This window comes from Achromobacter dolens (assembly GCF_902859745.1).
GTDB classification, from domain to species: domain Bacteria; phylum Pseudomonadota; class Gammaproteobacteria; order Burkholderiales; family Burkholderiaceae_B; genus Achromobacter; species Achromobacter dolens.
In genome coordinates, this window is record NZ_CADIJW010000070.1 from 1 (window position 1) to 20,941 (window position 20,941).

At 70.5% G+C, this 20,941-nt stretch carries 18 protein-coding genes and 1 pseudogene; 13 read left to right on the plus strand and 6 right to left on the minus strand.

Annotated elements, in window-relative coordinates; translation table 11 throughout:
* A pseudogene (locus HV783_RS27370) lies at positions 1-303 on the minus strand (lytic murein transglycosylase); the annotation flags it as partial.
* 99 nt (positions 304-402) lie between these two features.
* Positions 403-1,128 (minus strand): hypothetical protein, encoded by a 726-nt coding sequence (locus HV783_RS27375; protein WP_241083075.1) that lies wholly within the window; start codon positions 1,126-1,128, stop codon positions 403-405.
* Between the two features lie 112 nt (positions 1,129-1,240).
* Between HV783_RS27375 and HV783_RS27380 the strand changes: the two genes are divergently transcribed.
* The 4 genes from HV783_RS27380 to HV783_RS27395 all read left to right on the plus strand — a co-directional run bounded on the left by HV783_RS27380 (position 1,241) and on the right by HV783_RS27395 (position 5,556).
* Entirely contained in the window at positions 1,241-2,161 is a 921-nt protein-coding gene (locus HV783_RS27380; protein WP_054502008.1) for a LysR family transcriptional regulator, read from the plus strand.
* Between the two features lie 8 nt (positions 2,162-2,169).
* The gene (locus tag HV783_RS27385; protein WP_175166701.1) at positions 2,170-3,120 is read left to right on the plus strand and encodes an adenosine deaminase; all 951 of its coding nucleotides are present in this window, start codon (positions 2,170-2,172) and stop codon (positions 3,118-3,120) included.
* Positions 3,121-3,284: 164 nt separating this feature from the next.
* The gene (locus HV783_RS27390; protein ID WP_175190240.1) at positions 3,285-4,550 is read left to right on the plus strand and encodes a carboxylesterase/lipase family protein; all 1,266 of its coding nucleotides are present in this window, start codon (positions 3,285-3,287) and stop codon (positions 4,548-4,550) included.
* Between the two features lie 55 nt (positions 4,551-4,605).
* Positions 4,606-5,556 carry a Bug family tripartite tricarboxylate transporter substrate binding protein gene (locus tag HV783_RS27395; protein ID WP_116791776.1) on the plus strand — a complete coding sequence of 317 codons (951 nt, stop codon included), beginning with the start codon at positions 4,606-4,608 and terminating at the stop codon, positions 5,554-5,556.
* On the opposite strand, the gene HV783_RS27400 is transcribed toward HV783_RS27395, so the two are convergent.
* Complete coding sequence (locus HV783_RS27400; RefSeq protein ID WP_254604063.1) at positions 5,543-6,301, minus strand: TetR/AcrR family transcriptional regulator; 759 nt, start codon at positions 6,299-6,301, stop codon at positions 5,543-5,545. The genes HV783_RS27395 and HV783_RS27400 overlap by 14 nt on opposite strands.
* Positions 6,302-6,437: 136 nt before the next feature.
* Here HV783_RS27400 and HV783_RS27405 point away from each other — a divergent pair, with 136 nt between their 5' ends.
* The 5 genes from HV783_RS27405 to HV783_RS27425 all read left to right on the plus strand — a co-directional run bounded on the left by HV783_RS27405 (position 6,438) and on the right by HV783_RS27425 (position 12,602).
* Positions 6,438-7,931 (plus strand): MFS transporter, encoded by a 1,494-nt coding sequence (locus HV783_RS27405; protein WP_175190241.1) that lies wholly within the window; start codon positions 6,438-6,440, stop codon positions 7,929-7,931.
* A gap of 242 nt (positions 7,932-8,173) precedes the next feature.
* Positions 8,174-9,562, plus strand: coding sequence for an amidohydrolase (locus HV783_RS27410; RefSeq protein ID WP_054502003.1), 1,389 nt, complete (start codon positions 8,174-8,176; stop codon positions 9,560-9,562).
* Positions 9,563-9,737: 175 nt separating this feature from the next.
* Entirely contained in the window at positions 9,738-10,715 is a 978-nt protein-coding gene (locus tag HV783_RS27415) for a Bug family tripartite tricarboxylate transporter substrate binding protein (protein ID WP_175190242.1), read from the plus strand.
* Positions 10,712-11,623 carry a BMP family ABC transporter substrate-binding protein gene (locus HV783_RS27420; RefSeq protein ID WP_175190243.1) on the plus strand — a complete coding sequence of 304 codons (912 nt, stop codon included), beginning with the start codon at positions 10,712-10,714 and terminating at the stop codon, positions 11,621-11,623. Before HV783_RS27415 ends, HV783_RS27420 begins: the two co-directional genes overlap by 4 nt.
* 175 nt (positions 11,624-11,798) lie before the next feature.
* Positions 11,799-12,602, plus strand: a complete 804-nt coding sequence (locus HV783_RS27425; RefSeq protein WP_054502000.1) for an aspartate dehydrogenase — start codon at positions 11,799-11,801, stop codon at positions 12,600-12,602.
* Between the two features lie 91 nt (positions 12,603-12,693).
* Here HV783_RS27425 and HV783_RS27430 read toward each other — a convergent pair whose 3' ends face one another.
* On the minus strand, positions 12,694-14,526 hold the full coding sequence (locus HV783_RS27430) for an ABC transporter ATP-binding protein/permease (RefSeq protein WP_054501999.1): 1,833 nt from the start codon (positions 14,524-14,526) through the stop codon (positions 12,694-12,696).
* Between the two features lie 119 nt (positions 14,527-14,645).
* Positions 14,646-15,533 carry a LysR family transcriptional regulator gene (locus HV783_RS27435; protein ID WP_064527846.1) on the minus strand — a complete coding sequence of 296 codons (888 nt, stop codon included), beginning with the start codon at positions 15,531-15,533 and terminating at the stop codon, positions 14,646-14,648.
* Between the two features lie 120 nt (positions 15,534-15,653).
* On the opposite strand from HV783_RS27435, the gene HV783_RS27440 reads away from it, so the two are divergent.
* The 4 genes from HV783_RS27440 (at position 15,654) to HV783_RS27455 (ending at position 19,755) form a co-directional block, all read left to right on the plus strand.
* On the plus strand, positions 15,654-16,487 hold the full coding sequence (locus HV783_RS27440; RefSeq protein ID WP_372413594.1) for an amidohydrolase family protein: 834 nt from the start codon (positions 15,654-15,656) through the stop codon (positions 16,485-16,487).
* Positions 16,487-17,476 carry a tripartite tricarboxylate transporter substrate binding protein gene (locus tag HV783_RS27445; RefSeq protein ID WP_064527850.1) on the plus strand — a complete coding sequence of 330 codons (990 nt, stop codon included), beginning with the start codon at positions 16,487-16,489 and terminating at the stop codon, positions 17,474-17,476. The genes HV783_RS27440 and HV783_RS27445 overlap by 1 nt, the downstream gene beginning before the upstream one ends.
* Positions 17,477-17,567: 91 nt before the next feature.
* Positions 17,568-19,322: a putative bifunctional diguanylate cyclase/phosphodiesterase gene (locus HV783_RS27450; RefSeq protein ID WP_254604065.1), complete on the plus strand. Its 1,755-nt coding sequence runs from the start codon at positions 17,568-17,570 to the stop codon at positions 19,320-19,322.
* 52 nt (positions 19,323-19,374) lie between these two features.
* Positions 19,375-19,755 carry an RNA-binding S4 domain-containing protein gene (locus tag HV783_RS27455; protein ID WP_054478886.1) on the plus strand — a complete coding sequence of 127 codons (381 nt, stop codon included), beginning with the start codon at positions 19,375-19,377 and terminating at the stop codon, positions 19,753-19,755.
* A 60-nt stretch (positions 19,756-19,815) separates the two neighbouring features.
* On the opposite strand, the gene ppk2 is transcribed toward HV783_RS27455, so the two are convergent.
* On the minus strand, positions 19,816-20,941 hold a 1,126-nt coding region (ppk2, locus tag HV783_RS27460), incomplete at its 5' end, for a polyphosphate kinase 2 (RefSeq protein WP_437341331.1).

The following is a 20,941-nucleotide window of genomic DNA, read 5'->3' on the forward strand; positions in this document are numbered from 1 at the left end:
CGCGGGCGTGGCGGCCGGCGCGGCGGCTGGCGTACGCATGTTTGTCGGCGGAGCGGCCGGCGAATCGTCCGGCGTGGCCGCGGGCGCGGCAGGGGCCGCGGCCGGCGTGGCCGGATCGTCGAAGCTGCGCTTGGGCGTCAGCACCGGTCCGGACGAGGAAGGCTGGGCCCCGGGACTGCGCGTACCGGTGGCCGAAGAAGGCGACTGGGCCTGGGCGGCGCCCAAGGCGGCGACGCTCAGCGTGGCGGCCAGGACGGCGCGCGCCAGGGGATCGATTCGGGTGCGAAGCGCATTCTGTCGCATGGTTATCCTGAAAAATCGAAGTCAGCCCGGATCGTACCGCGAGCGGGCGACGAAATCGAACCAGAAAGCGCGCGTGGATACGGGCGGTTACCCGAGGGGCTACCGGCCCGCGGCCGACGGCCCGAACCAATACTGCGACCGCACCTCATCCGACGAATACCACGGCAGCAGGCCGATGCTGTGCGACTCGCGCTGCACGCTCACCAGCAATCCGCCCGCCTGTGGCCGCAGCAGCGCCACGGTGCGGAACACGCCCATGGATTCATACTGGCGCCAGTCGCGCCGGGCGCTGATCCAGTAGCGGCCCTGGGTGCAGCCGCCGAAGTGCTGGATGTCGGTCCGGGCCAGCGGCGGGCCATCCGCCGGACCGGGGGAGCCCGCCGTGCCGTCGCGCAGCGGCAGCAGGCCGGTGAAGCGGCCGCCCTGGCCGTCATCGGCCAGGATCCGCCAGCCTTCCGGCGCCGCCGCGAAGGCGACGCTGGCGGCCGCTGTGGGGCGCCAGGCATGTTCCGAGGTATCCGGCAGGCCCGCCAGGTCCAGGGTGTAGGCCAGGAAGTGGCGCAGGTCGGCCATGCCGGCGGCGCCCTCGCCCGAGCCCGGTTCACCCCGCGGTTCACCCGCCACCCGGTAGGTGCCGGACAGGTCGGGACACTGCGCCGGATCGGACGGCAGCGTCAGCGCCGTGCCTTCCTTGAACGGCGGCCAGGTCACGCGCACGGCGTCCACGGTCGACACGCCGCAGCCGGCCAGCATGGCCAGCGCCAGCCCCGCCACCAGCCATCGTGGCGCGGCCTGGGGCCGCCCGGATTTCCACCTTGTCGTCATGCGCATCGCGCGTCCGCCTCCCTGGCGACGAACTATACCGAAACGCCAGGGCCGCGTTGCCAAGGGCCCGGCGCGGGTCAATAATCGGCGCATCGCCACTGCCCCGCCCGCCATGACGCCCTTCAAAGGAAAACTCCGCACCCGGCACCTGGAAATCGTGCTGACGGTGGCCGAGCTGGGCAATCTGTCCAAGGCGGCGGCGCAGTTGCACAGCACGCAGTCCGGCCTGTCGCGCGCCATCGCCGAGATCGAGGAACTGGTGGGCGCGCGGCTGTTCGAGCGCACCGCGCGCGGCACCAGTTGCACGCCGCTGGGCGAGGCCATGTGCCGCCACGCGCGCCAGTTGCTGACCGGCTTTCGCAAGGCCGAGATCGACCTGGCGGCGCTGTTGCGCGGCGACGAGGGCAGTCTGACGGTGGGCTGCTTTTCGATGTTCGCCGGCTGGCCGGTGGCGCAGGCCGCCTCGCGCTTTCGCGAGCGGCATCCACGCATCACCCTGACGCTGGAGATCGGCACCCACGAGCGGCTGATCGAGGACCTGGACGCCGGCGCGCTGGACGTGCTGATCAGCCGCTTCTCGTCCACGGTGGATCCGCGCATCTACCGGTCGGTCACCCTGCTGGAAGACGCCGTGGTGCTGGCCTGCGCGCCCGCCCATCCGCTGGCCGAACGGCCCGAGGTCACGCTGGCCGATTGCGTCGCCTACCCGTGGATCACGGCGCTGCCCGGCAGCCGCATCCGCGGCGAACTGGAAATGCTGCTGTTACGGGAAGGTCTGCCGATTCCGGATATGATCGGCGCCCTATCCCTGGAATTCGGCCGGGAACTGCTGACGGTCGGACCCTATCTGTGGATGCTGCCCGGCAGCGTCGCGGCGGTGCGCGCCGCGCGCGGCGAGGTGGCGGTGCTGGCGCCTCGCCCCGCCCTGCGGCGCTCGCCGCTGGCGGCCATCTGGCGCCGCGACCGGCCCAGCACCCGCCAGGCTCGCGCCTTCGCCGACACGCTGGCCGAAGCCATCCAATCCTCTTCTTAGGAGCGCCCATGTACGACTGGCTCAATGCACTGCCCAAAGCAGAGCTGCACCTGCACCTGGAAGGCACGCTCGAACCCGAGCTGCTGTTCCGGCTGGCCCGCCGCAACGGCGTGGCGTTGCCGTGGCCCGACATGGATGCCCTGCGCGCGGCCTACAACTACGGCAACCTGCAGGAATTCCTCGACCTGTACTACCGCGGCGCCGACGTGCTGCGCACCGAGCAGGACTTCTACGACCTGACCTGGGACTACCTGGTCAAATGCCACGAGCAGAACGTGGTGCACACCGAGCCCTTCTTCGATCCGCAGACCCACACCGACCGCGGCGTGCCGTTCAAGGTGGTGCTGGACGGCATCAGCCAGGCGCTGGAAGACGGCCGCAGGAAGCTCGGCATCAGCAGCGGCCTGATCCTCAGCTTCCTGCGCCACCTGCCCGAAGAACAGGCCATGCGCACGCTGGAAGAAGCGCTGCCCTACCGCGACGCTTTCATCGCCGTGGGCCTGGACAGCAGCGAAAAGGGCTTTCCACCGCGCCTGTTCCAGCGCGTCTTCGACCGCGCCCGCGCCGAGGGCCTGCCGGCCGTGGCCCACGCCGGCGAGGAAGGCCCGCCCGAATACATCTGGGAGGCGCTGGATCTGCTGAAGGTGCTGCGCATCGACCACGGCGTGCGCGCCGCCGAGGACCCGCGCCTGATGGCGCGCCTGATCGACGAGCAGATCCCGCTGACCGTGTGTCCGCTGTCGAACACCCGCCTGCGCGTGTTCGACCACATGTCGCAGCACAACATCCTGTCGCTGCTGGACGCCGGCGTGAAGGTCACGGTCAACTCCGACGACCCGGCCTACTTCGGCGGCTACGTCACCGAGAACTTCCACGCGCTCTACGAGCACCTGGGCATGAGCCAGGCGCAGGCCCAGGCGCTGGCCGACAACAGCATGGATGCGCGCATCCTGAAGTAGGCGCGGCAGGCCCGGCCGCGCCCACGGCGCAGGTATGCGGGTTGCGCATGACCCGGTTCGAAACCGGCATGCCTGCCCGCCCCCATTCGTCCCTACCATAGTCCCGAGCGGATGGCGGCCCTGCACGCCGTCCGCCGAAAACCAGGACGACAAGGGACCAGACCATGACTGACACCGTTCAGGCCAACCTGCGCGCCGGCAGGTTGACCGGTGTGCGCGAGGGCGGCGCATGCCGCTTCAGCGCCATTCCATATGCCGAACCGCCCTTGGGTGCGCTGCGCTTCGCGCCGCCCCAGCCGGCCCGCTGGCGCGGCCCGCGCGATGCCTCCCGCCCCGGCAGCGTGGCGCCGCAACTGCCCTCGCGCCTGCGCGGCGCCATGGGCGACTTCGTGGCGCCGCAGGCGGAAGACTGCCTGCACCTGACGGTGTGGACGCCCGCCGCCGACGCGCGCCGCCGGCCGGTGGTGGTGTGGCTGCACGGCGGCGCCTGGCAAAGCGGCGGCGGCGCGCTCGACTGGTATGACGGCGCGTCCCTGGCGGCGCGCGGCGACCTGGTGGTGGTGGCGGTGAACTACCGGCTGGCCGCGCTGGGCTGGCTGCACCTGCCGGGCGAGACCGCCAACGTCGGCCTGCTGGACCAGGAATGCGCCATCGACTGGGTGCTCGACAACATCCAGGACCTGGGCGGCGACCCGGCCCGCGTCACGTTGATGGGCCAATCGGCTGGCGCCTCGTCGATCTGCGCCATGCTGGCGCGGCGGCCGCGCTTTGGCCGCGCCATCCTGCAAAGCGCGGCGCTCGGCCGCGGCTTTCGCAGCAGCGCGCAGGCCGCGGCGCTGGGCCAGACATTCCTCGCCGCCGCCGGCGCCGATACGCTGGAACAGGCCCGCGCCCTGCCCGTCGAGCGGCTGCTGGCGGCGCAACAGGCGCCCGAAGTGGCGACGGCCCTGCAGGCCGAAGGCAGCCGCCGCAGCCTGTTCGGTCCGGTGCTCGATGGCCAGGTGCTGCCCGTCGACATCGAGCCTGCCTTACGGCGGGCGGCTGGCCGCGCCGATGTGCTGGTCAGCTACACGCGTGACGAAATGGCGGCATTTCCCAGCGGCGACGGCCCCGACTGCGCGCTGACCAGCGAGGCCGTGTTCGGCGCGCCTTCGCGGCAGTGGGCCGCCGACGCCACGGCCCAGGGTCGGCAGGCGTGGCTGGCGCGCTTCGACGTGGCGCCCACGGCGCGCTTTCAGGCCTGCCATTGCATCGAACTGCCGTTCGTCTTCGACACGCTCGCGGCCTTTGCCGACGCGCCGATGCTGCGGGGCCTGGCGCCGACGCAGGCCGCCTCCCTGGCGCGGACCACGCAACGCGCCTGGATTGCCTTCATCCGCGGCGAGACGCCCGCGTGGCCGGCCGCGCCGCACCTGGAACGGCTGGCCTGAAGTCCCGCGCCGGGCGCATGACCCGGCGCGTCCAACATCGACAAGGGGAATACCAATGCTCAAGCAATTTGCCATCGCGCTCGCGCTGCTGCTGCCCGCCGCCGCCGGCGCGGCCTATCCGGACAAACCGGTCAAGATCATCGTCTCCAATCCGCCGGGCGGTCCGGTCGACGTGATGCTGCGCGTGCTCGCCAGCAAGCTGTCCACCGCCTGGGGCCAGGCGGTGGTGGTCGAAAACAAGCCCGGCGCGTCCGGCATCATCAGCACCGGGGCGCTGGTCAAGTCGGCGCCGGACGGCTACACGCTGGGCATGGTGGTGGCGTCGTCCGTGACCATCGTGCCGTTCGCGGTCGACCACCTGCCGTTCGATCCGCAGAAGGACCTGCAACCGGTGGCGCTGGTGGCGCGCACGCCGTTCCTTTTCATCGTGCCCAGCGACAGCCCCATCAGGACCTGGCAGGACTTCGTGCGCGAGAGCAGGGCCCGCAGCCTGACGGTGGGTTCGTTCTCGATCGGCACCGCCTTCCACCTGGTGTGGGAACAGACGGCGCGACGCGCCGGCATCAAGGCGCTGTACATCCCCTCCTCCTCGTCGGGCAAGACGCAGAACGATCTGATCGGCGGCCAGCTCGACGTCGGCCTGGACGCCCCTTCCAGTTCGAAGGGCCTGATCGACAGCGGCCGCCTGCGGGCGCTGGCCATCACCAGCCCCGAACGTTTTCCCGGCCTGCCGGACACGCCCACGCTGCGCGAATCGGGCATGGGCGACTACGCGCCGCAGCCGTGGATCGGGCTGATGGCGCCGGCCGGGGTGCCGGCCGACCGCGTGGCGCGGATCCAGCAATCGGTCGCGGACATCCTCAAGGAACCGGCGATGAAGGCGCAGATGGAGGCGCTGGGCATGATACCCATCGGCGGCAGCGCGCAGGAACTGGCCGACACCATCGCCGCCGATCGCGCGCAGATGGCCCCGCTGATCAAGGAACTGGGCATCAAGCTGCAGTAGCCGCGCCCACCAGCCGCAGGAACGAGGGAATCAGGCTGGCGGCCAGCGCCTCGGCGTCGACCGCGCCGCGCGCGATGCTGTCGTCCACCGCGCCATGCATGCCGTGATACAGCAGGATCGCGGTCAGCCCGGGCTGCGCCAGTTGCCAGCAGCCGGCGGCCTGGCCGGCGCGCAGCATGCCCTCGACCTGCGCCAGCACCGCCGCGCGTTCAGCGGCGCCGCGATGCGGGTGGTTGACATCGTGGAACACGACATCGTGCAGCGCGTAGCCCTCGAAATAGGCCTGCACGCCGGCGCGCGTCCAGGCCTGCAGGCGCGCCACGCCATCGTCCGGCGCGCAGGCCGCCATGGCCGCGTCGATGCGGTCCAGGAAGCCTTGCGAGAACTTCACGCGCAGCGCCGCCAGCACGTCCGCCTTGGATGAAAAGTAATGATAGAAGGTGCCCTTGGCCACGCCGGCCTGTGCCACGATCTGGTCGATGGTGGTGGCCTCGACGCCCTGGCGCACGAACAGATCTTCGGCGGCCGCCATCAGTTCGTCCAGGCGCACCGACGCGGGCTTGGTGCGCGGCGTGGCGGCGCTGGCATTGGCGCCGCGCCGGGTGTCCGGCTTGCCGGCGGGCCTGGAGTCCGGCTTGCCGGCGGGCCGGGTATCCGGCCTGGCGCCAGGCTCGGCGCCGGGCTTGGCGTCGGGCTTGCCGGGGGACTTGGCGGAACGGGCCATCGCGAGCGGGAATCCTTTCATTTTCAACGATCCGCAGTGTAGAGGACGCGCCCCGCCTGCCGCCCGCAAAACATCCGGGAATGCGTCTTTTTATTTATTGACCGACGGTCAGTCGATTACTAGAATACGCTTTCCCTCCCCTTCACGGCCCTTCCGCATGCTTGCCTCCCGCCGCCGCGCCCTGGTGTTCGCCGTCAACCTGGGCAGTTTCATCACCATCCTGGACATCAGCATCGTCAATGTCGCCCTGCCCACCATGCAGGCGGCGCTGCGCATCGACATGGCCGGCCTGCAATGGGTGGTGGACGCCTACGCGCTGTTCCTGTCTGCCTTCATGCTGTCGGCCGGGCCGCTGGGCGACCGCTATGGCCGCAAGCGCTCGTGGCTGGCGGGCGTGGCGCTGTTCACGCTGGGTTCGGCCTTGTGCGGGCTGGCCGACAACCTGCCGCTGCTGCTGGCGGGCCGCGCGGTGCAAGGCGTGGCGGGCGCGCTGCTGATCCCGGGCGCGATGTCGCTGCTGACCCAGGCCTTTCCCGACCCCGCCGAGCGCGCCCGCGCCATCGGCCTGTGGGCCTCGTGCAATGCCATCTCGCTGATCGTGGGGCCCATGCTGGGCGGCCTGCTGGTGGCGCACTTCAGTTGGCAGAGCATCTTCCTGATCAACCTGCCGGTGGGCGCGCTGGCGATCGCGCTGGGCGCCTGGGGCATCCAGGAAAGCGCGCATCCCGAGCATGCCGCCTTCGATCCGCTCGGGCAGGCCCTGAGCGTGGTCTGGCTGGGCGCGCTGACCTATGGCCTGATCACTGCCGGCGAACACGGCTGGCAGGCGCCGGCCACCCTCGCCGCACTGGCCGTTGCCGCGCTCGGACTGATCGCCTTCCTCTGGGTCGAGCACACCGTGGCGCGTCCCATCCTGCCGCTGGGCCTGTTCCGCGACGCGGGCTTCGCCAGCACCAACTTCGCCTCGTTCGTGATGGGATTCGGCGCCTACAGCAGCCTGTTCTTCTTCTCGCTCTACCTGCAGCACGTGCGCGGCCTGACGCCGCTGGAGACGGGCTGGCAACTGGCGCCGCAGTTCGTGGCCACCGGCATCGTGTCGACGGTGTTCGGCCGGTTGAACCAGCGCTTCGGCCTGCCCCGGCTGATGATCGCGGGCTATGCCATGGTCGGCGCGGCCATGCTGGGCATGATGAGCTTCGACGCCCACACGCCTTATGCACTGTCGGGTTCGCTGATGGTGCTGCTGGGCCTGGGCATGGGACTGTCGGTGCCGGCCACCAGCATGGCGGTGATGGCGACCGTGCCGCGCGAACGCTCGGGCATGGCCTCGGCCACCATGAATGCGCTGCGCCAGACCGGCATGACCATCGGCATCGCGCTGCTCGGCGCGCTGATGAGCAGCCGCGCGGTCGAGCACCTGGCCGCGGCGCTGGCGCGGCTGGGCCAACCGGATGCGCAGGCGGTGGCGCGCGTGGCGGTCACCCGGCACGCGCTGCCGGCGCAACCCGATGGCGTGGCGGCGTTGTTCGCCGACGCATTGGCCAGCGGTTTCCATGCCGCCATGGCCGGCGCCGGCGTGGCCTCGCTGCTGGCGGCGCTGGTGCTGTTGAGGGTCACGCGCGGCGCGCGGCCGGTGCTGCGGGCCGCGTAGGCGACAGGCGCGCGCATCGTCGCGGCGACGCCGGACGCCACCGCGTGGGTCCGACGACGCTGCGCGGGCCTCGCGGCGAGTCGCCGAAACCCAGGCGGGGCGCGCAATTCCAAGGCGCGGAATTCCAGCGCCCGGAATCAAACAGCGGCGTTTTTAAGCAGGCGTAACAAGCGCGCCGCCGCGCATGCGCTCCGGTAATATCTCCGCCCAATAACAGGTTAACAACCAAGAGGAGACATGCCATGCAACACCGCAAGATCCTGTTCCGCCTGGCCCCGCTGGCGCTGGCCGCGCACCTGGCGCTGAGCGGCGCCGCCGCCGCGCAAAGCGCGCCCGGCACGCAGGGGCCGCTGGCGCCGGCGCCCATGCCGGAACTGGCCGCGCAGATCGACCAGCGCGCCAAGGCCATCGAAGACAAGCTCATCGCCTGGCGCCGCGACATCCACCAGCATCCCGAACTGGGCAACCAGGAAACGCGCACGTCCAAGCTGGTGGCCGACCATCTGCGCGCGCTCGGCATGGAAGTGAAGACCGGCGTGGCCGGCACCGGCGTGGTGGCGCTGCTCAAGGGCGGCAAGCCCGGCCCGGTGGTGGCGCTGCGCGCCGACATGGACGCGCTGCCGGTCAAGGAGCAGGTGGACGTGCCGTTCGCCTCCCAGGCCAAGGGCACCTACCTGGGCAAGGAAGTGGACGTGATGCACGCCTGCGGCCACGATGCCCACACCGCCATCCTGATGGCCACCGCCGAAGTGCTGGCCGGCATGAAGGACCAGTTGCCCGGCAGCGTCAAGTTCATCTTCCAGCCGGCCGAGGAGAGTCCCGCCGACTTCGAGCCGGACGGCAAGAAGATCTGGGGCGCCAAGATGATGGTGCAGGAAGGCGTGCTGGACAATCCCAAGGTCGACGCGATCTTCGGCCTGCATGTCTCCAGCAGCTATCCGGTGGGCAAGCTGTCGTGGCGCAGCGGCCCGGCGATGGCCGCGGCCGACCAGTTCTGGATCGACGTCACCGGCAAGCAGACGCACGGCGCGCGGCCGTGGTCGGGCATCGACCCGATCGTGGTCAGCTCGCAGATCATCCTGGGCCTGCAGACCATTCCCAGCCGCCAGATCAACAGCATGCTGGAGCCGGCCGTCATCACCGTGGGCGCGATCCACGGCGGCAACCGCATGAACATCGTGCCGGACAGCGTCGCCATGACGGGCACCATCCGCACGTATGACGAGGGCATGAAGAAGGACATCCACCAGCGCATCGAGCGCACGGCCACGCAGATCGCGCAGAGCGCCGGTGCCAAGGCCGACGTGCGGGTGGTGGAGCTGTACAACGCCACCGTCAACAATCCCGGCCTGACCGAGGAGATGGGTGGCACGCTGCGGCGCGTGGCGGGTGAAGGCAACTACGGCCTGCAGCCCAAGTCGACGGCGTCCGAGGACTTCTCGTTCTACCAGGAGAAGGTGCCGGGCATGTTCTTCTACCTTGGCGTCACGCCCAAGGACGTCAATCCCGACACCGCCGCTCCCAACCATTCGCCGCGCTTCTATGTGGACGAGTCGGGCCTGATCAACGGCGTGCGCGCATTGTCCAACCTGACGGTCGACTACATGGCCAAGGCCAGGCAAGGCGGCTGACCACGGGCCCCGCCGCCCGCGCTCTGCCGGCGGCGCGACGGGCGGCGCAAGCGCAAGGCGCGCGCCCCGTCCGCCGCGATACGCGGCGGGCATAAGCAAACCGCCATAAAGTCTTTGTGGCGGACGGCATGGTTTCCTACAGTACGGCCCTTTGCCGCCAAAGCGCCGACTCGCCATGCCGATCTCCCGCCGCCGATTCCTGCTCGCCAGCACGCTGGCCCTGCCGCTTGCGCATACCCGCCGGGCGCGCGCCGCCGCCTGGCCCGAGCGCCCCATCCGCCTGGTGGTGACGTTCCCGCCGGGCGGCGCCAGCGACATTGCCGCGCGCGTCATCGCGCCGGCGCTGGGCGAACTGCTCGGCCAGTCCATCGTGATCGACAACCGTCCCGGCGCCGGCTCCACCATCGGCGCGACGCAGGTGGCGCAGGCCCCGGCCGACGGCTACACCCTGCTGATGTCGAACTCGGCGCCGCTGTCGATCTCGCCGGCGCTGATGCCCCAGCACCACTACGATCCGCTGGCCAGCTTCCGCCACGTGGCCTACCTGGGCGCGGTGCCGACCGCGTTCGTGGTGCATCCGTCGGTGCCGGTCGAGACCTTCGCGCAACTGACCGAGTGGATCAAGGCGCAGCCGGCGCCGGTGCAGTACGGCAGCGGCGGCCTGGCGTCGGTCGGCCAGATCGTCGGCGAACTGTACGCGCGCCAGACCGGCGCGCGGCTCGAACACATTCCGTACAAGGGCTCGGGCGCGATGCGCAACGACCTGCTGGGCGGACAGATCCGCTTCGCGGTCGACGCGCTGCCGCAGAACCTGCCGTTCCTGCGCACCGGCCAATTGCGCCTGCTGGCCGTGACCACCGCGCAGCGCGTGCCGCAGGCGCCGGAGATTCCGGCGGTGGGCGAGCTGGGCTATCCCGGCCTGGTGGCCGAGAATTTCGTCGGCCTGTCTGGCCCGGCGGGCCTGCCCGACGCCGTCAGCGAACGCCTGTACGACGCCTTGACGCAGGTGCTGCGCACCCCCGATATCCGCGCCAAACTGGAAGGGCAGGGCTTCGTGCTGGCGCAGAAGTCGCCCGCCGAATTCGCCGACTTCGTGCGCCGCCAGGCCGATACCTGGGGCCCGGTGGTGCGGGCGACCGGAGCCAGCCTGTGAGCGTGCGCCGGTTGCTGGTGCTGTTCGGCCAGGCCGGCCGGGGCGGGTTCAACGAAGCCGCCGTGCAGGGCGCGGCGCGCGCCGCGCGCGCGGGCCACGCCCTGCAGGTGGAATGGATCGAGGACAACGACCCCGATGCGCGCGCCGAGCGCCTGGCGGCGCTGTGCGCGGACGCCCCCGACCTCGTCATCGTGCATGGCGGCCAGGGCGATGTGCCGGTGGCGCGGGTGGCGCCGCGCTTTGCGCGCACGCAGTTCGCCATCACCCAGGGCAGCCACCATGCGGCCAATGTAGCGTCCTATGAAATCCTGCAGGAGCACACGGCCTTCCTGGCCGGCGTGCTGGCGGGCCTGCGCGGCGGCGCCGCGCATCTGTCGGGGGAACGCGTGCGGCCCGGGCTGAAGGGTCGCGCCGCCTATGCCGACGGTGTGCGCCGCGTAGTCGGCCAGGATCCGCTGACCGGCTTCTGCGGCAACCAGCACGACCCGGCGCTGGCCGAGGCCTGGACCGACGCGCTGGCCGCCGACGGCGCGCGCGTGGTGTTCGCGATGATGGATGGCGGCCGCGACGGCATCACCCGCGCCTGCCGCCGCCGCGGCCTGTGGCAGATCGGCAATGTGCTGGACTGGGTGGCGCGCGATCCCGCCGTGTATCTGGCGTCGGCGCTGGCCGATTCTGGCTTGTGCGTGGAACGCGCCGCGGCCGATCACGCCGCCGGCGCGCTGCGGGTCGGCGCGGTCACGCAGTTCGGCCTGGAAGCGGGCGCATCGCTGCGGCTGGCGCTGGGCGCGGACGTCGGCGCGGAGGAACGCCGCGTGCTGGACGACTGGTCTGCGCGGCTGGCTCGCGGCGAGATCGCGGTCGCGTCCGACTACACGGGACGGGAATTCGCCCCGCCGGCCCGCTAGCCGCATGCCCCTGCCGCCTGGCGATGAACGAACGGAACGGACAGCGCATGGTGTCCGCGATGATTGACGCACGCCCGCCCCCTCGCTACAGTGACCGCCGACCCTGGCCGGCGATGCTGCCGCCGGCCGGCCCGCGAATCTGACGGCGCCCTGCGCCCCTTCCCCGGAATCTTCCATGAACAGCTACCGCGTCGGCATCGCCGGCTTCGGCGCCATCGGCCAGGCCGTGGCGCAATCCCTGGATGCCGGCCTGCCCGGCCTGACGCTGGCCGCCGTGGCCGTGCGCGATCCCCAGGCCGCGCCCGCGGTGGCGTGGCAGAACGCCAGGCCGGTGTTCACCACCATCGGCGCGCTGGCCGAACATTGCGACGTGGTGGTCGAATGCGCCCCGGCCGCCGTGTTCCGCGAACTGGCCGAGCCGGTGCTCACGGCCGGCAAGAAGCTGGTGGTGCTGAGCTCCGGCGCGCTGCTGCGCCACGACGACCTGATCGAGCTGGCGCGCCGCCACCACGGCCAGATCCTGGTGCCGTCCGGCGCCATCCTGGGCCTGGATGCGATCACCGCCGCCGCCGAGGGCGAGATCCATTCGGTCACGATGATCACGCGCAAACCGGTGCGCGGCCTGCTGGGCGCGCCCTACCTGACCGACAACAACATCGATATCGACGGCATCACCGAGCCGCGCCTGATCTTCCGCGGTTCGCCGCGCGAGGCGGCGGTGGGCTTCCCGGCCAACCTGAACGTGGCGGTGAGCGTCTCGCTGGCCGGCATCGGTCCGGACCGCACCACGCTGGAGATCTGGGCCGACCCGTCGCTGGAACGCAATGTGCATCGCGTCGAGGTGGTGTCGGATTCCGCCTCGTTCTCGATGGAAATCCAGAACATCCCGTCGGCCAATCCCAAGACCGGCCGCATCACCGCGCAAAGCGTGATCGCGGCGCTGCGCAAGCTGACCGGCCCGCTGCGGGTCGGCACCTGACCGGCGCCCGAGCACGCCGGGCGCCGCCCGTGCTCGTGCCAGCGGCCGGCCGCTGGGAGCCGGCTGCACGGCAGAACGCCTCGCGCCGGCCTCAGGCCGCCGCCCGCGTCAGCACCGGCCCCGGCGCCGCGGCCAGCGGTCCGGCGCGCCAGCCCCCCTCTCCGTCCAGGTCCAGCCGATGGGTGTGGAACGCGTCCAGCGTGCTGCGGTGGCCGACGCTGACCAGCATGGCGTCTGGCAACTGTTCGCGCAGCAGGCCGTAGAGCATGTGTTCCAGCCCTTCGTCGGTGGCCGATGTGGCCTCGTCCAGGAACACGATCGCCGGCCGGTTGAACAGCACGCGGGCGAACGCCACGCGCTGCTGCTCGCCGATCGACAGGATGCGCGACCAATCGGCCTCGTGATCCAGCCGCGCGGCCAGGTGCCCCAGATTCACCGCCCGCAGCGCGGACGCCAGGCGCGCGTCATCGCCGGCCTGCGCATGCCCGGGATAAGCCACGGCATCGCGCAGCTTGCCCAGCGGCAGATAGGGGCGCTGCGACAGGAACAGCGCGGCCGCGCCTTGCGGCCGCCGCACCGTGCCCTGCGCGTAGGGCCACAGGCCCGCCAGGGCGCGCAACAGGGTGGTCTTGCCGCTGCCCGAAGGCCCCTTGATCAGCAGGGCCTGGCCCGGATGCAGCGCCAGGTCCAACCGCCGCAGCAGCGCGCGGCCATCGGGACGCGACACGTCCAGTCCGCTGATTTCCATGGCGTGCGGCAAGGGCAGCGCCGCGATCGCGGGCAGATCTCGCGCGGCCGCGTTGGCGTCGAGGAAGCCGGCCAGGCGGTTGAGCGTGGCGCGGTACTGCGCGAAGGCATCGTATGAGGTGCGGAAGAACGACAGCGAGTCCTGCACCTGGCCGAAGGCCTGAGAGGTCTGCATGACGTCGCCCAGCTTGATCGCGCCGCTGAAGAAGCGCTGCGCCTGCAACAGGAACGGGAACACCACGGCCACCTGGCTCACCACCAGGTTGAAGCCGTCGAATTTCAGGCCCCGGTATACCCGCTCCCACAGGTTGGCGATATAGGCCGAAAAGCGCGCCCACAGCGTCGCCCGTTCGACCTCCTCGCCCTGGTAGAAGGCCACGTTCTCGGCATTCTCGCGCAGCCGCAGCAAGGCGTAGCGGAAGTTGGCGGTGAGCCGCTCGGACAGGAAGTTCAGCAGGATCAGGGGCCGGCCGATGCGGAACGCGAACAAGGTGGCGATGAGCACGTACACGTACACCATGAATACCATGGCGCGCGGGATCTCCACGCCAGCCACCTCGAGCGCGCCGGACAGGTTCCACAGGATGCCGGTGAACGCCACCAGCGACACCACCGCGCTCAAGGCGCCGATCGCCAGCGAGCGCGAGCCGCTCACGAACAGGGCGATGTCCTGCTCGATGCGCTGGTCGGGGTTGTCCACCGGTTCGCCCACGAAGTGGCCGCGGTAGTAGGCGCGCGCGCCAAGCCAGTCGCGCGTCAGGCGGTCGTTGAGCCAGACCCGCCAGTGGATGTCGAAGGCCTGGCCGGCGTAGCTGTCGACCAGGGTACGAATCACGTGCACCGTGGCCAGCACCGAGAAGATGCCCAGCAAGCGCCAGAATGCGTTCGGATCGAGCGCCTGCAGCGCGCTGTAGAAGCCGTTGTACCAGAACGAAAACAGCACGGTCATGCGGACCGCGAACATCGCCAGGAACAACAGCGCGGCCAGCGTCAGCAGCGGGCGCCAACTGCGCCGCGGCGTCAGGTAGGGCCAGGCCAGGCGCCAGAACTTGCGCCCCCAGTCGGTCCAGCGCGCCAGCGCCAGCGTCGCCACTGCCAGCGCGACCACGCTGATGCCAAACGCGCGCGCCATCCAGAGCGCGCTTTCCCACAACTGCTGCTGCCAGTTCAGGTCCATGAAGAGCCCCTCTAACGTCGTTTCTGTTTAGAGCGGCCGGGGCGTCGCGGTTCCGGGGGAAACGGCTTCTTAAGCGTGGCTTAAGCGTTCGCCGGCGCAACTGAATGCGCAGTGAAAGGTCAATGCCCGCCCAGGTCCAGGTTGGCGAACAAATCAGCCAGGGTCGGCACCGAGCGGGCCGGCCAGATCGCGCTCAGGTCGAAGCTGGGCAGGCGCTCGCCGTCGCGCACTTCGCAAAAGCGCACGCCGCGGAAATCCATCGAGCGGATCCAACTGGGCAAGAGCGCCACGCCGCAACCGCCGGCCACGCACGCCAGCACGGTCAGGGTGCGGTTGGCCTCCTGCGCCACGTGGGCGTCATGGCCGCCCTTGCGCATGGCATCGAGAATGTCGGCGTAGAACGCCGGCAGTTGTGACTGCGGGTACATCACCAGGCCGGCCTGCGCGATCTGCGCCATCGAGACCCGGCCATCGGCGGCGACGTCGAACTCGTCCGGCACCGCCGCCACCAGCCGGTCGCGCAGCAGTTGCCGCTCGCGCATGCGCCCGCCCACCGCCACCGGCGTATGCATCAGGCCGATGTCGATCTCGCCGGTCTGCAGGGCGTCGGCCTGCTCGGCATTGCTCATCTCGCGCAGGATCACGCGCACGCCGGGCGCCTGCCGACGCATCTCGCGCAAGGCGCGCGGCAGCGTATCGAACAGCGCCGACGACACCAGCCCCACCGTCAACTGGCCGGCGCTGCCGCGGCCGATCTCGCGGGCGCGGCGCGCGGCGGCGTCGATGCGCGCGACGCTGGCGCGCACGTCCTCCAGGATGGCCTGGGCCGCGGGCGTGGGCGTGGTGCCCTGGCGCGAGCGTTCGAACAGGCGCACGCCCAGGTCCTTTTCCATGCGTCCCAGGGCCTGGCTCAACGCCGGCTGGGCGATGCCCAGCCATTCGGAGGCGCGGCTGACGCTGCCGTGGTCCACCACCGCCAGGAAGTAGCGCAGATGCCGGGTTTCCATATCAATCCAATATAAATAAAGCAATTTTCCAGAATGGAAAACTATACCCTGCCTCCCTAGAATGCCGCTTACAGAACCTTACAGAACGCGCGGGGCATGGACCCCGCCCAGGAGACTGCCTTGCCCCCCTCCGTCACCGGCCTCGCCGTCGACAGCCACGCCCACGTCTTCCTGCAGGGCCTGGCGTTGGCGGACACCCGCCGCCACACCCCGGACTACGACGCCCCGCTGGCCCAATACCTGGGCCTGCTGGACGCGCACGGGCTGTCGCATGGCGTGCTGGTGCAGCCCAGTTTCCTGGGCACTGACAACAGCCACCTGCTGGAGGCGCTGCGCGCCGCGCCGGCGCGGCTGCGCGGCGTGGCGGTGGTGGACACGGCCATCGACGAGGCCGCGCTGCGGGCGCTGGCCGCGGCCGGCGTGGTCGGCATCCGGCTCAACCTGATCGGCCTGGCCGTGCCCGACCTGCGCACGCAACCGTGGCAGTCATTGCTGGCTCGCGTCAACGCGCTCGGCTGGCACGTCGAGATCCACCTGCAGGCCGCGCGCCTGGCCGATATCATGCCGGCGCTGCTGCAGGCCGGCTGCCGCGTGGTGGTGGACCACTTCGGCCGTCCCGACCCGGCGCTCGGCGTGGCCGACCCCGGCTTCGGCTACCTGCTGCGGCAGGCCGACAGCGGCCGGGTATGGGTCAAGCTGTCCGCCCCTTACCGCAACTGGACCGGCGAGGCCTGTGCCAGCGCTGGCCGCGAGGCCGCGCGCCAACTGCTGGACGCCTACACGCCCGCCCGCCTCATGTGGGGCAGCGACTGGCCCCACACCGAGCATCGCCACCTGGCGTCCTACCCCGCGTCCATGCGGTGGCTGGACGACTGGATCGACGACCCCACGCAACGGCGCGCCGTACTCGCCGAGACACCGTTGCGGCTGTTCCAATTCCAAGGAGAATTCTGATGACCCCTCTGATCCAACGCCTCGCGCGCCGCGCCAGCCTGCTGGCTGCCGCCGGCCTGCTGGCCGGCGCCGCCGGCACGGCAACCGCCGCCTACCCCGAGCGCGCCGTTACGCTGGTGGTGACCTACCCGCCCGGCGGCACGGTCGACGTGGTGGCCCGCCTGATCGGCCCCAAGCTGGCGGCCGAACTGGGTCAACCGGTGGTCATCGAAAACCGCGGCGGCGCCGGCGGCATGATCGGCGGCGCCGTGGTCGCCAAGGCCCAGCCCGACGGCTACACGCTGATGCTGGACGCCTCCAACCACGCGCAGAACCCGGCGCTGCACTCCAAGATGCAGTTCGACACGCTGACCGCGTTCGCACCGGTATCGCTGCTGTTGCGCGTGCCCAACGTGCTGGTGGTGACGCCTTCGTACGAGGTCAAGACCGTGGCCGACCTGATCCGCCTGGGCCAGCCCGACAGCAAGGAACACGTCTATTTCGCCTCGGCCGGCCCCGGCTCGGCCCAGCATCTGGCCGGCGAACTGTTCAACCTGCTGGCCAAGACCCAACTGCAGCACGTCGCCTACAAGGGCGGCGGCCCGGCCATGATCGACGTCATGTCGGGCCAGGTGCCGGTGATGTTCGCCAGCATGGGCTCGGCCTGGCAGCACGTGAAGAACGGCAAGCTGCGCGCGGTCGCCGTGGGCGGCTCGGAGCGTTCCAAAGCGGCGCCGGACCTGCCCACCATCGCCGAATCCGGCGTGCCCGGCTACGAGACGTATGAGTGGAACGCCGTATTCGCCCCGGCCGGCACGCCGCCGGAAATCGTCAACCAGGTGTCGCAGGCCCTGGCCAAGGTGCTGAAGGACCCGCAGATCGCCGAACAGCTCGAAGGCATCGGCGCCGAGCCCATCGGCTCCACCCCCGCCGAACTGGACACGTTCCGCCGCGCCGAGATCGCCAAGTGGCAGCGCGTGGTCAAGGAAGCCGACCTGAAACTGGATTGAGTACCGCCGGGCGACCTGCCGCCCGACAACCGGAATGCCGGTCTTGGACGCCCCTCGGGGCGTCTTTTTTTGGTTTTACGGCGGCTCCCCGATGCGATACAACAGCACTTCAAGCGCGCTCAGGGAAATCCGCGACGAGATGAACCACGACAGCCACGAGCCCTCATCCTTTCCCCCGCCCGCCGACGCCCGCCTCGCGGCCGGCGCCGACGGCGCCACGCTCGACAGTCTGGCCGACGGCTTCCTGTCGCTCGATCGCGAATGGCGTGTGCGCTACCTGAACCCGGCCGCCGAACGCCTGTTGCGGCGCAACAGGCTGGACCTGGTGGGGCGCGGCCTGTGGGACAGTTGTCCGGACCTGGTCGGCACCGGCTACTACGATGCCTGCCGCGGCGCCATGCAGACCGGCCGCCCGGCCCAACACATCGGCTACTACGCGCCGCTGGCGAGCTGGTTCGAGGTGCGCGCCTTTGCGCATGAGGACGGCCTGGCGGTCCTGTTGCGCGACGTCTCGCGCGAACGCGAGGAAACCGCCCAGCTCAGATACCAGGCCACCCATGACTACCTGACCGGCCTGCCGAACCGGCGCCAATGCATGGACACGCTGTCCGCCGCCATCGCCGAGGCCGAGCGGACGCTGGCCGCGCAGGGCCCGACCCTGGCGGTGCTGTTCCTGGACCTGGACCGCTTCAAGGAAGTCAACGACGCCTTCGGCCACGCCGAGGGCGACCTGCTGCTGTGCGATGTGGCCGAGCGGCTGCGCAAGTTCCTCACGCCCGCGATTTTCTGCGCCCGGGTCGGCGGCGACGAGTTCCTGCTGGTGCTGCGCGGCACCAACGAGCGTGCGGCCGAGGCCCTGGCCAATTCGATCCTGAACGCGCTGTCGATCCCGAGCGACATCCATGGCCGCTCGGTCTCGCTGGGCGCCAGCATCGGCATCGCGCTGATGAACTCGCCCGGCGAATCGGCCGAGATGCTGCTGAACTATGCCGACGCGGCGATGTACGCGGCCAAGTCGGCCGGCCGTTTCCAGGTGCGGGTGTATCACCGCGAACTGATGCAGGGGCTGGGCGCGCGCCTGTCGCTGCGCGGCGACATCCAGGGCGCGCTGGCCAACAACCAGTTCGAGCTGCACTTCCAGCCGCAGATCAGCATGCACGACGGCTCGCTGTGCGGCGCCGAGGCGTTGCTGCGCTGGCGCCATCCCACCCGCGGCCTGCTGGCGCCGGCGGCGTTCCTGGACGTGATCCTGGATTCGCCGATGGAGTCGGCGCTGACCGAATGGGTGGCCAACGCCACCTGCCTGCACATCAGCGAATGGCTGGGCGAGGGCCTGCCGGTGCCGCGCATCTCGTTCAACCTGTCGGCGCGCCAGTTGGTGGCGCCCGACCTGGCCGACACCATCGTGCGCCTGGCGCAGGTGCATGGCGTGCCGCCGACACTGCTCGACGTGGAAGTCACCGAGAATTCGCTGATGAGCGACGTCGAGAAGGCCTCCGGCATTCTCGCGGCGCTGCGCGAGGCCGGCATATCGGCGTCGCTGGATGACTTCGGCTCGGGTTATTCGAGCCTGGCGTACCTGGCGCGGCTGCCGATCGACACGCTCAAGATCGACCAGTCGTTCGTCTGGGCGCTGGGCAAGGTGCCGACCGCCACCGCCGTGATCCGCGGCGTGGTGCGGCTGGCGCATTCGCTGGGCATGCGCACGCTGGCCGAGGGCGTCGAGACCGAGGCGCAGCGCCAGATGCTGATCGAGGAAGGCTGCGACGCGATGCAGGGCTTCCTGTTCAGCCGCGCGCTGCCGGCCAGCGCCTTCGCCGCGCTGCTGCGCGAAGTGCCGCGCTGAGGCGAACCGCTATCATGTCCGCCTGACGACCCGATTGATGACGGCAATGACGATGGACAGGATACGGCTCGACAAATGGCTCTGGGCGGCGCGCTTCTACAAGACGCGCAGCCTGGCGGTGGACGAAATCGGCAAGGGCCGGGTGCAGGTCAACGGCCAGCCCGCCAAACCGGCGCGCGAGGTCGGCCCCGGCGACGTGATCAGCATCCGCAAGGAAGACCCGCCCATCCAGGTGCGCGTGGTCGCCGTCAGCGGCGCGCGCGGCCCGGCGCCGGTGGCGCGCCAGCTATATGAGGAAACCCCGGAAAGCGCCGCCGCGCGCGAACGCGCGGCCGAGATGCGGCGGCTGGCGCCCGAGCCGGCGCTGGACATCGCCGCCGGCCGACCGACCAAGCGCGACCGGCGCCTGATCGACCAGATGCGGGGCAAGTGAGACGCGACCGCGACAGGGCCCGGACCGGCCCGGCGGACCGCCCACGAAAAAGCGACAGCGCTACAGCGCCCGTCCCACGATCAACGGATCCAGCGCCAGTTCCGGCGCGCCGCTCTTGCCTTCGTACGGCAGGCGGCTGAGCACATAGCGCATGGCGTTCAGGCGCGCGCGCTTCTTGCAATCCGACTTCACCACGATCCACGGCGCGTCGGCCGTGTCGGTGTGCGCGAACATCGCTTCCTTGGCGCGGGTGTAGTCGTCCCACTTGTCGAGCGAGGCCAGGTCCACGGGGCTCAGCTTCCATTGCTTGAGCGGATGCACCTTGCGCTGCAGGAAGCGGCGGCGCTGCTCTTCCTGGCTGACCGAGAACCAGAACTTGACCAGGTGGATGCCGCTGGTGACCAGGTGGCGCTCGAAGTCGGGCACCTGGCGCAGGAACTGCAGGTATTCCTCCTGCGAGCAGAAGCCCATCACGCGCTCGACGCCGGCGCGGTTGTACCAGGAGCGGTCGAACATCACGATTTCGCCGGCGGTGGGCAGATGCTGCACATAGCGCTGGAAATACCACTGGCCGCGTTCGGTGTCGGACGGCTTCTCCAGCGCCACCACGCGCGCGCCGCGCGGATTCAGGTGCTCCATCATGCGCTTGATGGTGCCGCCCTTGCCCGCCGCGTCGCGGCCCTCGAACAGGATCACCACGCGCTGTCCGGTGGCCTTGACCCAGGCCTGCAGCTTGAGCAGCTCGACCTGCAGCGCGTATTTCTGCTTTTCGTAATTGCGCCGCAGCATGCGGTGGCGGTACGGATAGATACCCTCGCGCCAGTCGGTCGCCAGCTCCTCGTCGGGATTGCGGCGCGCGGCCGGCGCCTGCGCGTTGGCTTCGAGCAGCGCGCGGTGCACCGCCACCGCGTCGTCCGGCGACAGTTCCTCGATCACCGAGCGCAGCGCCGCGTGGGCTTCGCCCGATTCGCCGATCTGGTAGCGGCGGGCGATATCGGCCAACACCGACGAGGTCTCCTGGCGCGCGGCGACTTCCCGCGCATTGACGCGCTTGCGCGCCTGGATCGCCGGTTCGATGGCGGGCAGCCCGGCCGGGGCTGCCGGCGCGGACGCCGGCGGCTGGGCGACCTTGGACGGCTTGTCGGCGCGGACGGCGCGCGTGGACTTGGGCGTCGCGGCGCCGCGG

What these genes read in the sequence shown, in the direction of transcription:
- HV783_RS27430 (WP_054501999.1), bottom strand. Translation starts at nt 14,526, where the DNA reads ATGGACCTGAACTGGCAGCAGCAGTTGTGGGAAAGCGCGCTCTGGATG.
- HV783_RS27400 (WP_254604063.1), bottom strand. Translation starts at nt 6,301, where the DNA reads ATGAAAGGATTCCCGCTCGCGATGGCCCGTTCCGCCAAGTCCCCCGGC.
- HV783_RS27410 (WP_054502003.1), top strand. Translation starts at nt 8,174, where the DNA reads ATGCAACACCGCAAGATCCTGTTCCGCCTGGCCCCGCTGGCGCTGGCC.
- HV783_RS27395 (WP_116791776.1), top strand. Translation starts at nt 4,606, where the DNA reads ATGCTCAAGCAATTTGCCATCGCGCTCGCGCTGCTGCTGCCCGCCGCC.
- HV783_RS27390 (WP_175190240.1), top strand. Translation starts at nt 3,285, where the DNA reads ATGACTGACACCGTTCAGGCCAACCTGCGCGCCGGCAGGTTGACCGGT.
- HV783_RS27385 (WP_175166701.1), top strand. Translation starts at nt 2,170, where the DNA reads ATGTACGACTGGCTCAATGCACTGCCCAAAGCAGAGCTGCACCTGCAC.
- HV783_RS27415 (WP_175190242.1), top strand. Translation starts at nt 9,738, where the DNA reads ATGCCGATCTCCCGCCGCCGATTCCTGCTCGCCAGCACGCTGGCCCTG.
- HV783_RS27380 (WP_054502008.1), top strand. Translation starts at nt 1,241, where the DNA reads ATGACGCCCTTCAAAGGAAAACTCCGCACCCGGCACCTGGAAATCGTG.
- HV783_RS27435 (WP_064527846.1), bottom strand. Translation starts at nt 15,533, where the DNA reads ATGGAAACCCGGCATCTGCGCTACTTCCTGGCGGTGGTGGACCACGGC.
- HV783_RS27455 (WP_054478886.1), top strand. Translation starts at nt 19,375, where the DNA reads ATGGACAGGATACGGCTCGACAAATGGCTCTGGGCGGCGCGCTTCTAC.
- HV783_RS27425 (WP_054502000.1), top strand. Translation starts at nt 11,799, where the DNA reads ATGAACAGCTACCGCGTCGGCATCGCCGGCTTCGGCGCCATCGGCCAG.
- HV783_RS27375 (WP_241083075.1), bottom strand. Translation starts at nt 1,128, where the DNA reads ATGACGACAAGGTGGAAATCCGGGCGGCCCCAGGCCGCGCCACGATGG.
- HV783_RS27445 (WP_064527850.1), top strand. Translation starts at nt 16,487, where the DNA reads ATGACCCCTCTGATCCAACGCCTCGCGCGCCGCGCCAGCCTGCTGGCT.
- HV783_RS27405 (WP_175190241.1), top strand. Translation starts at nt 6,438, where the DNA reads ATGCTTGCCTCCCGCCGCCGCGCCCTGGTGTTCGCCGTCAACCTGGGC.
- HV783_RS27450 (WP_254604065.1), top strand. Translation starts at nt 17,568, where the DNA reads ATGCGATACAACAGCACTTCAAGCGCGCTCAGGGAAATCCGCGACGAG.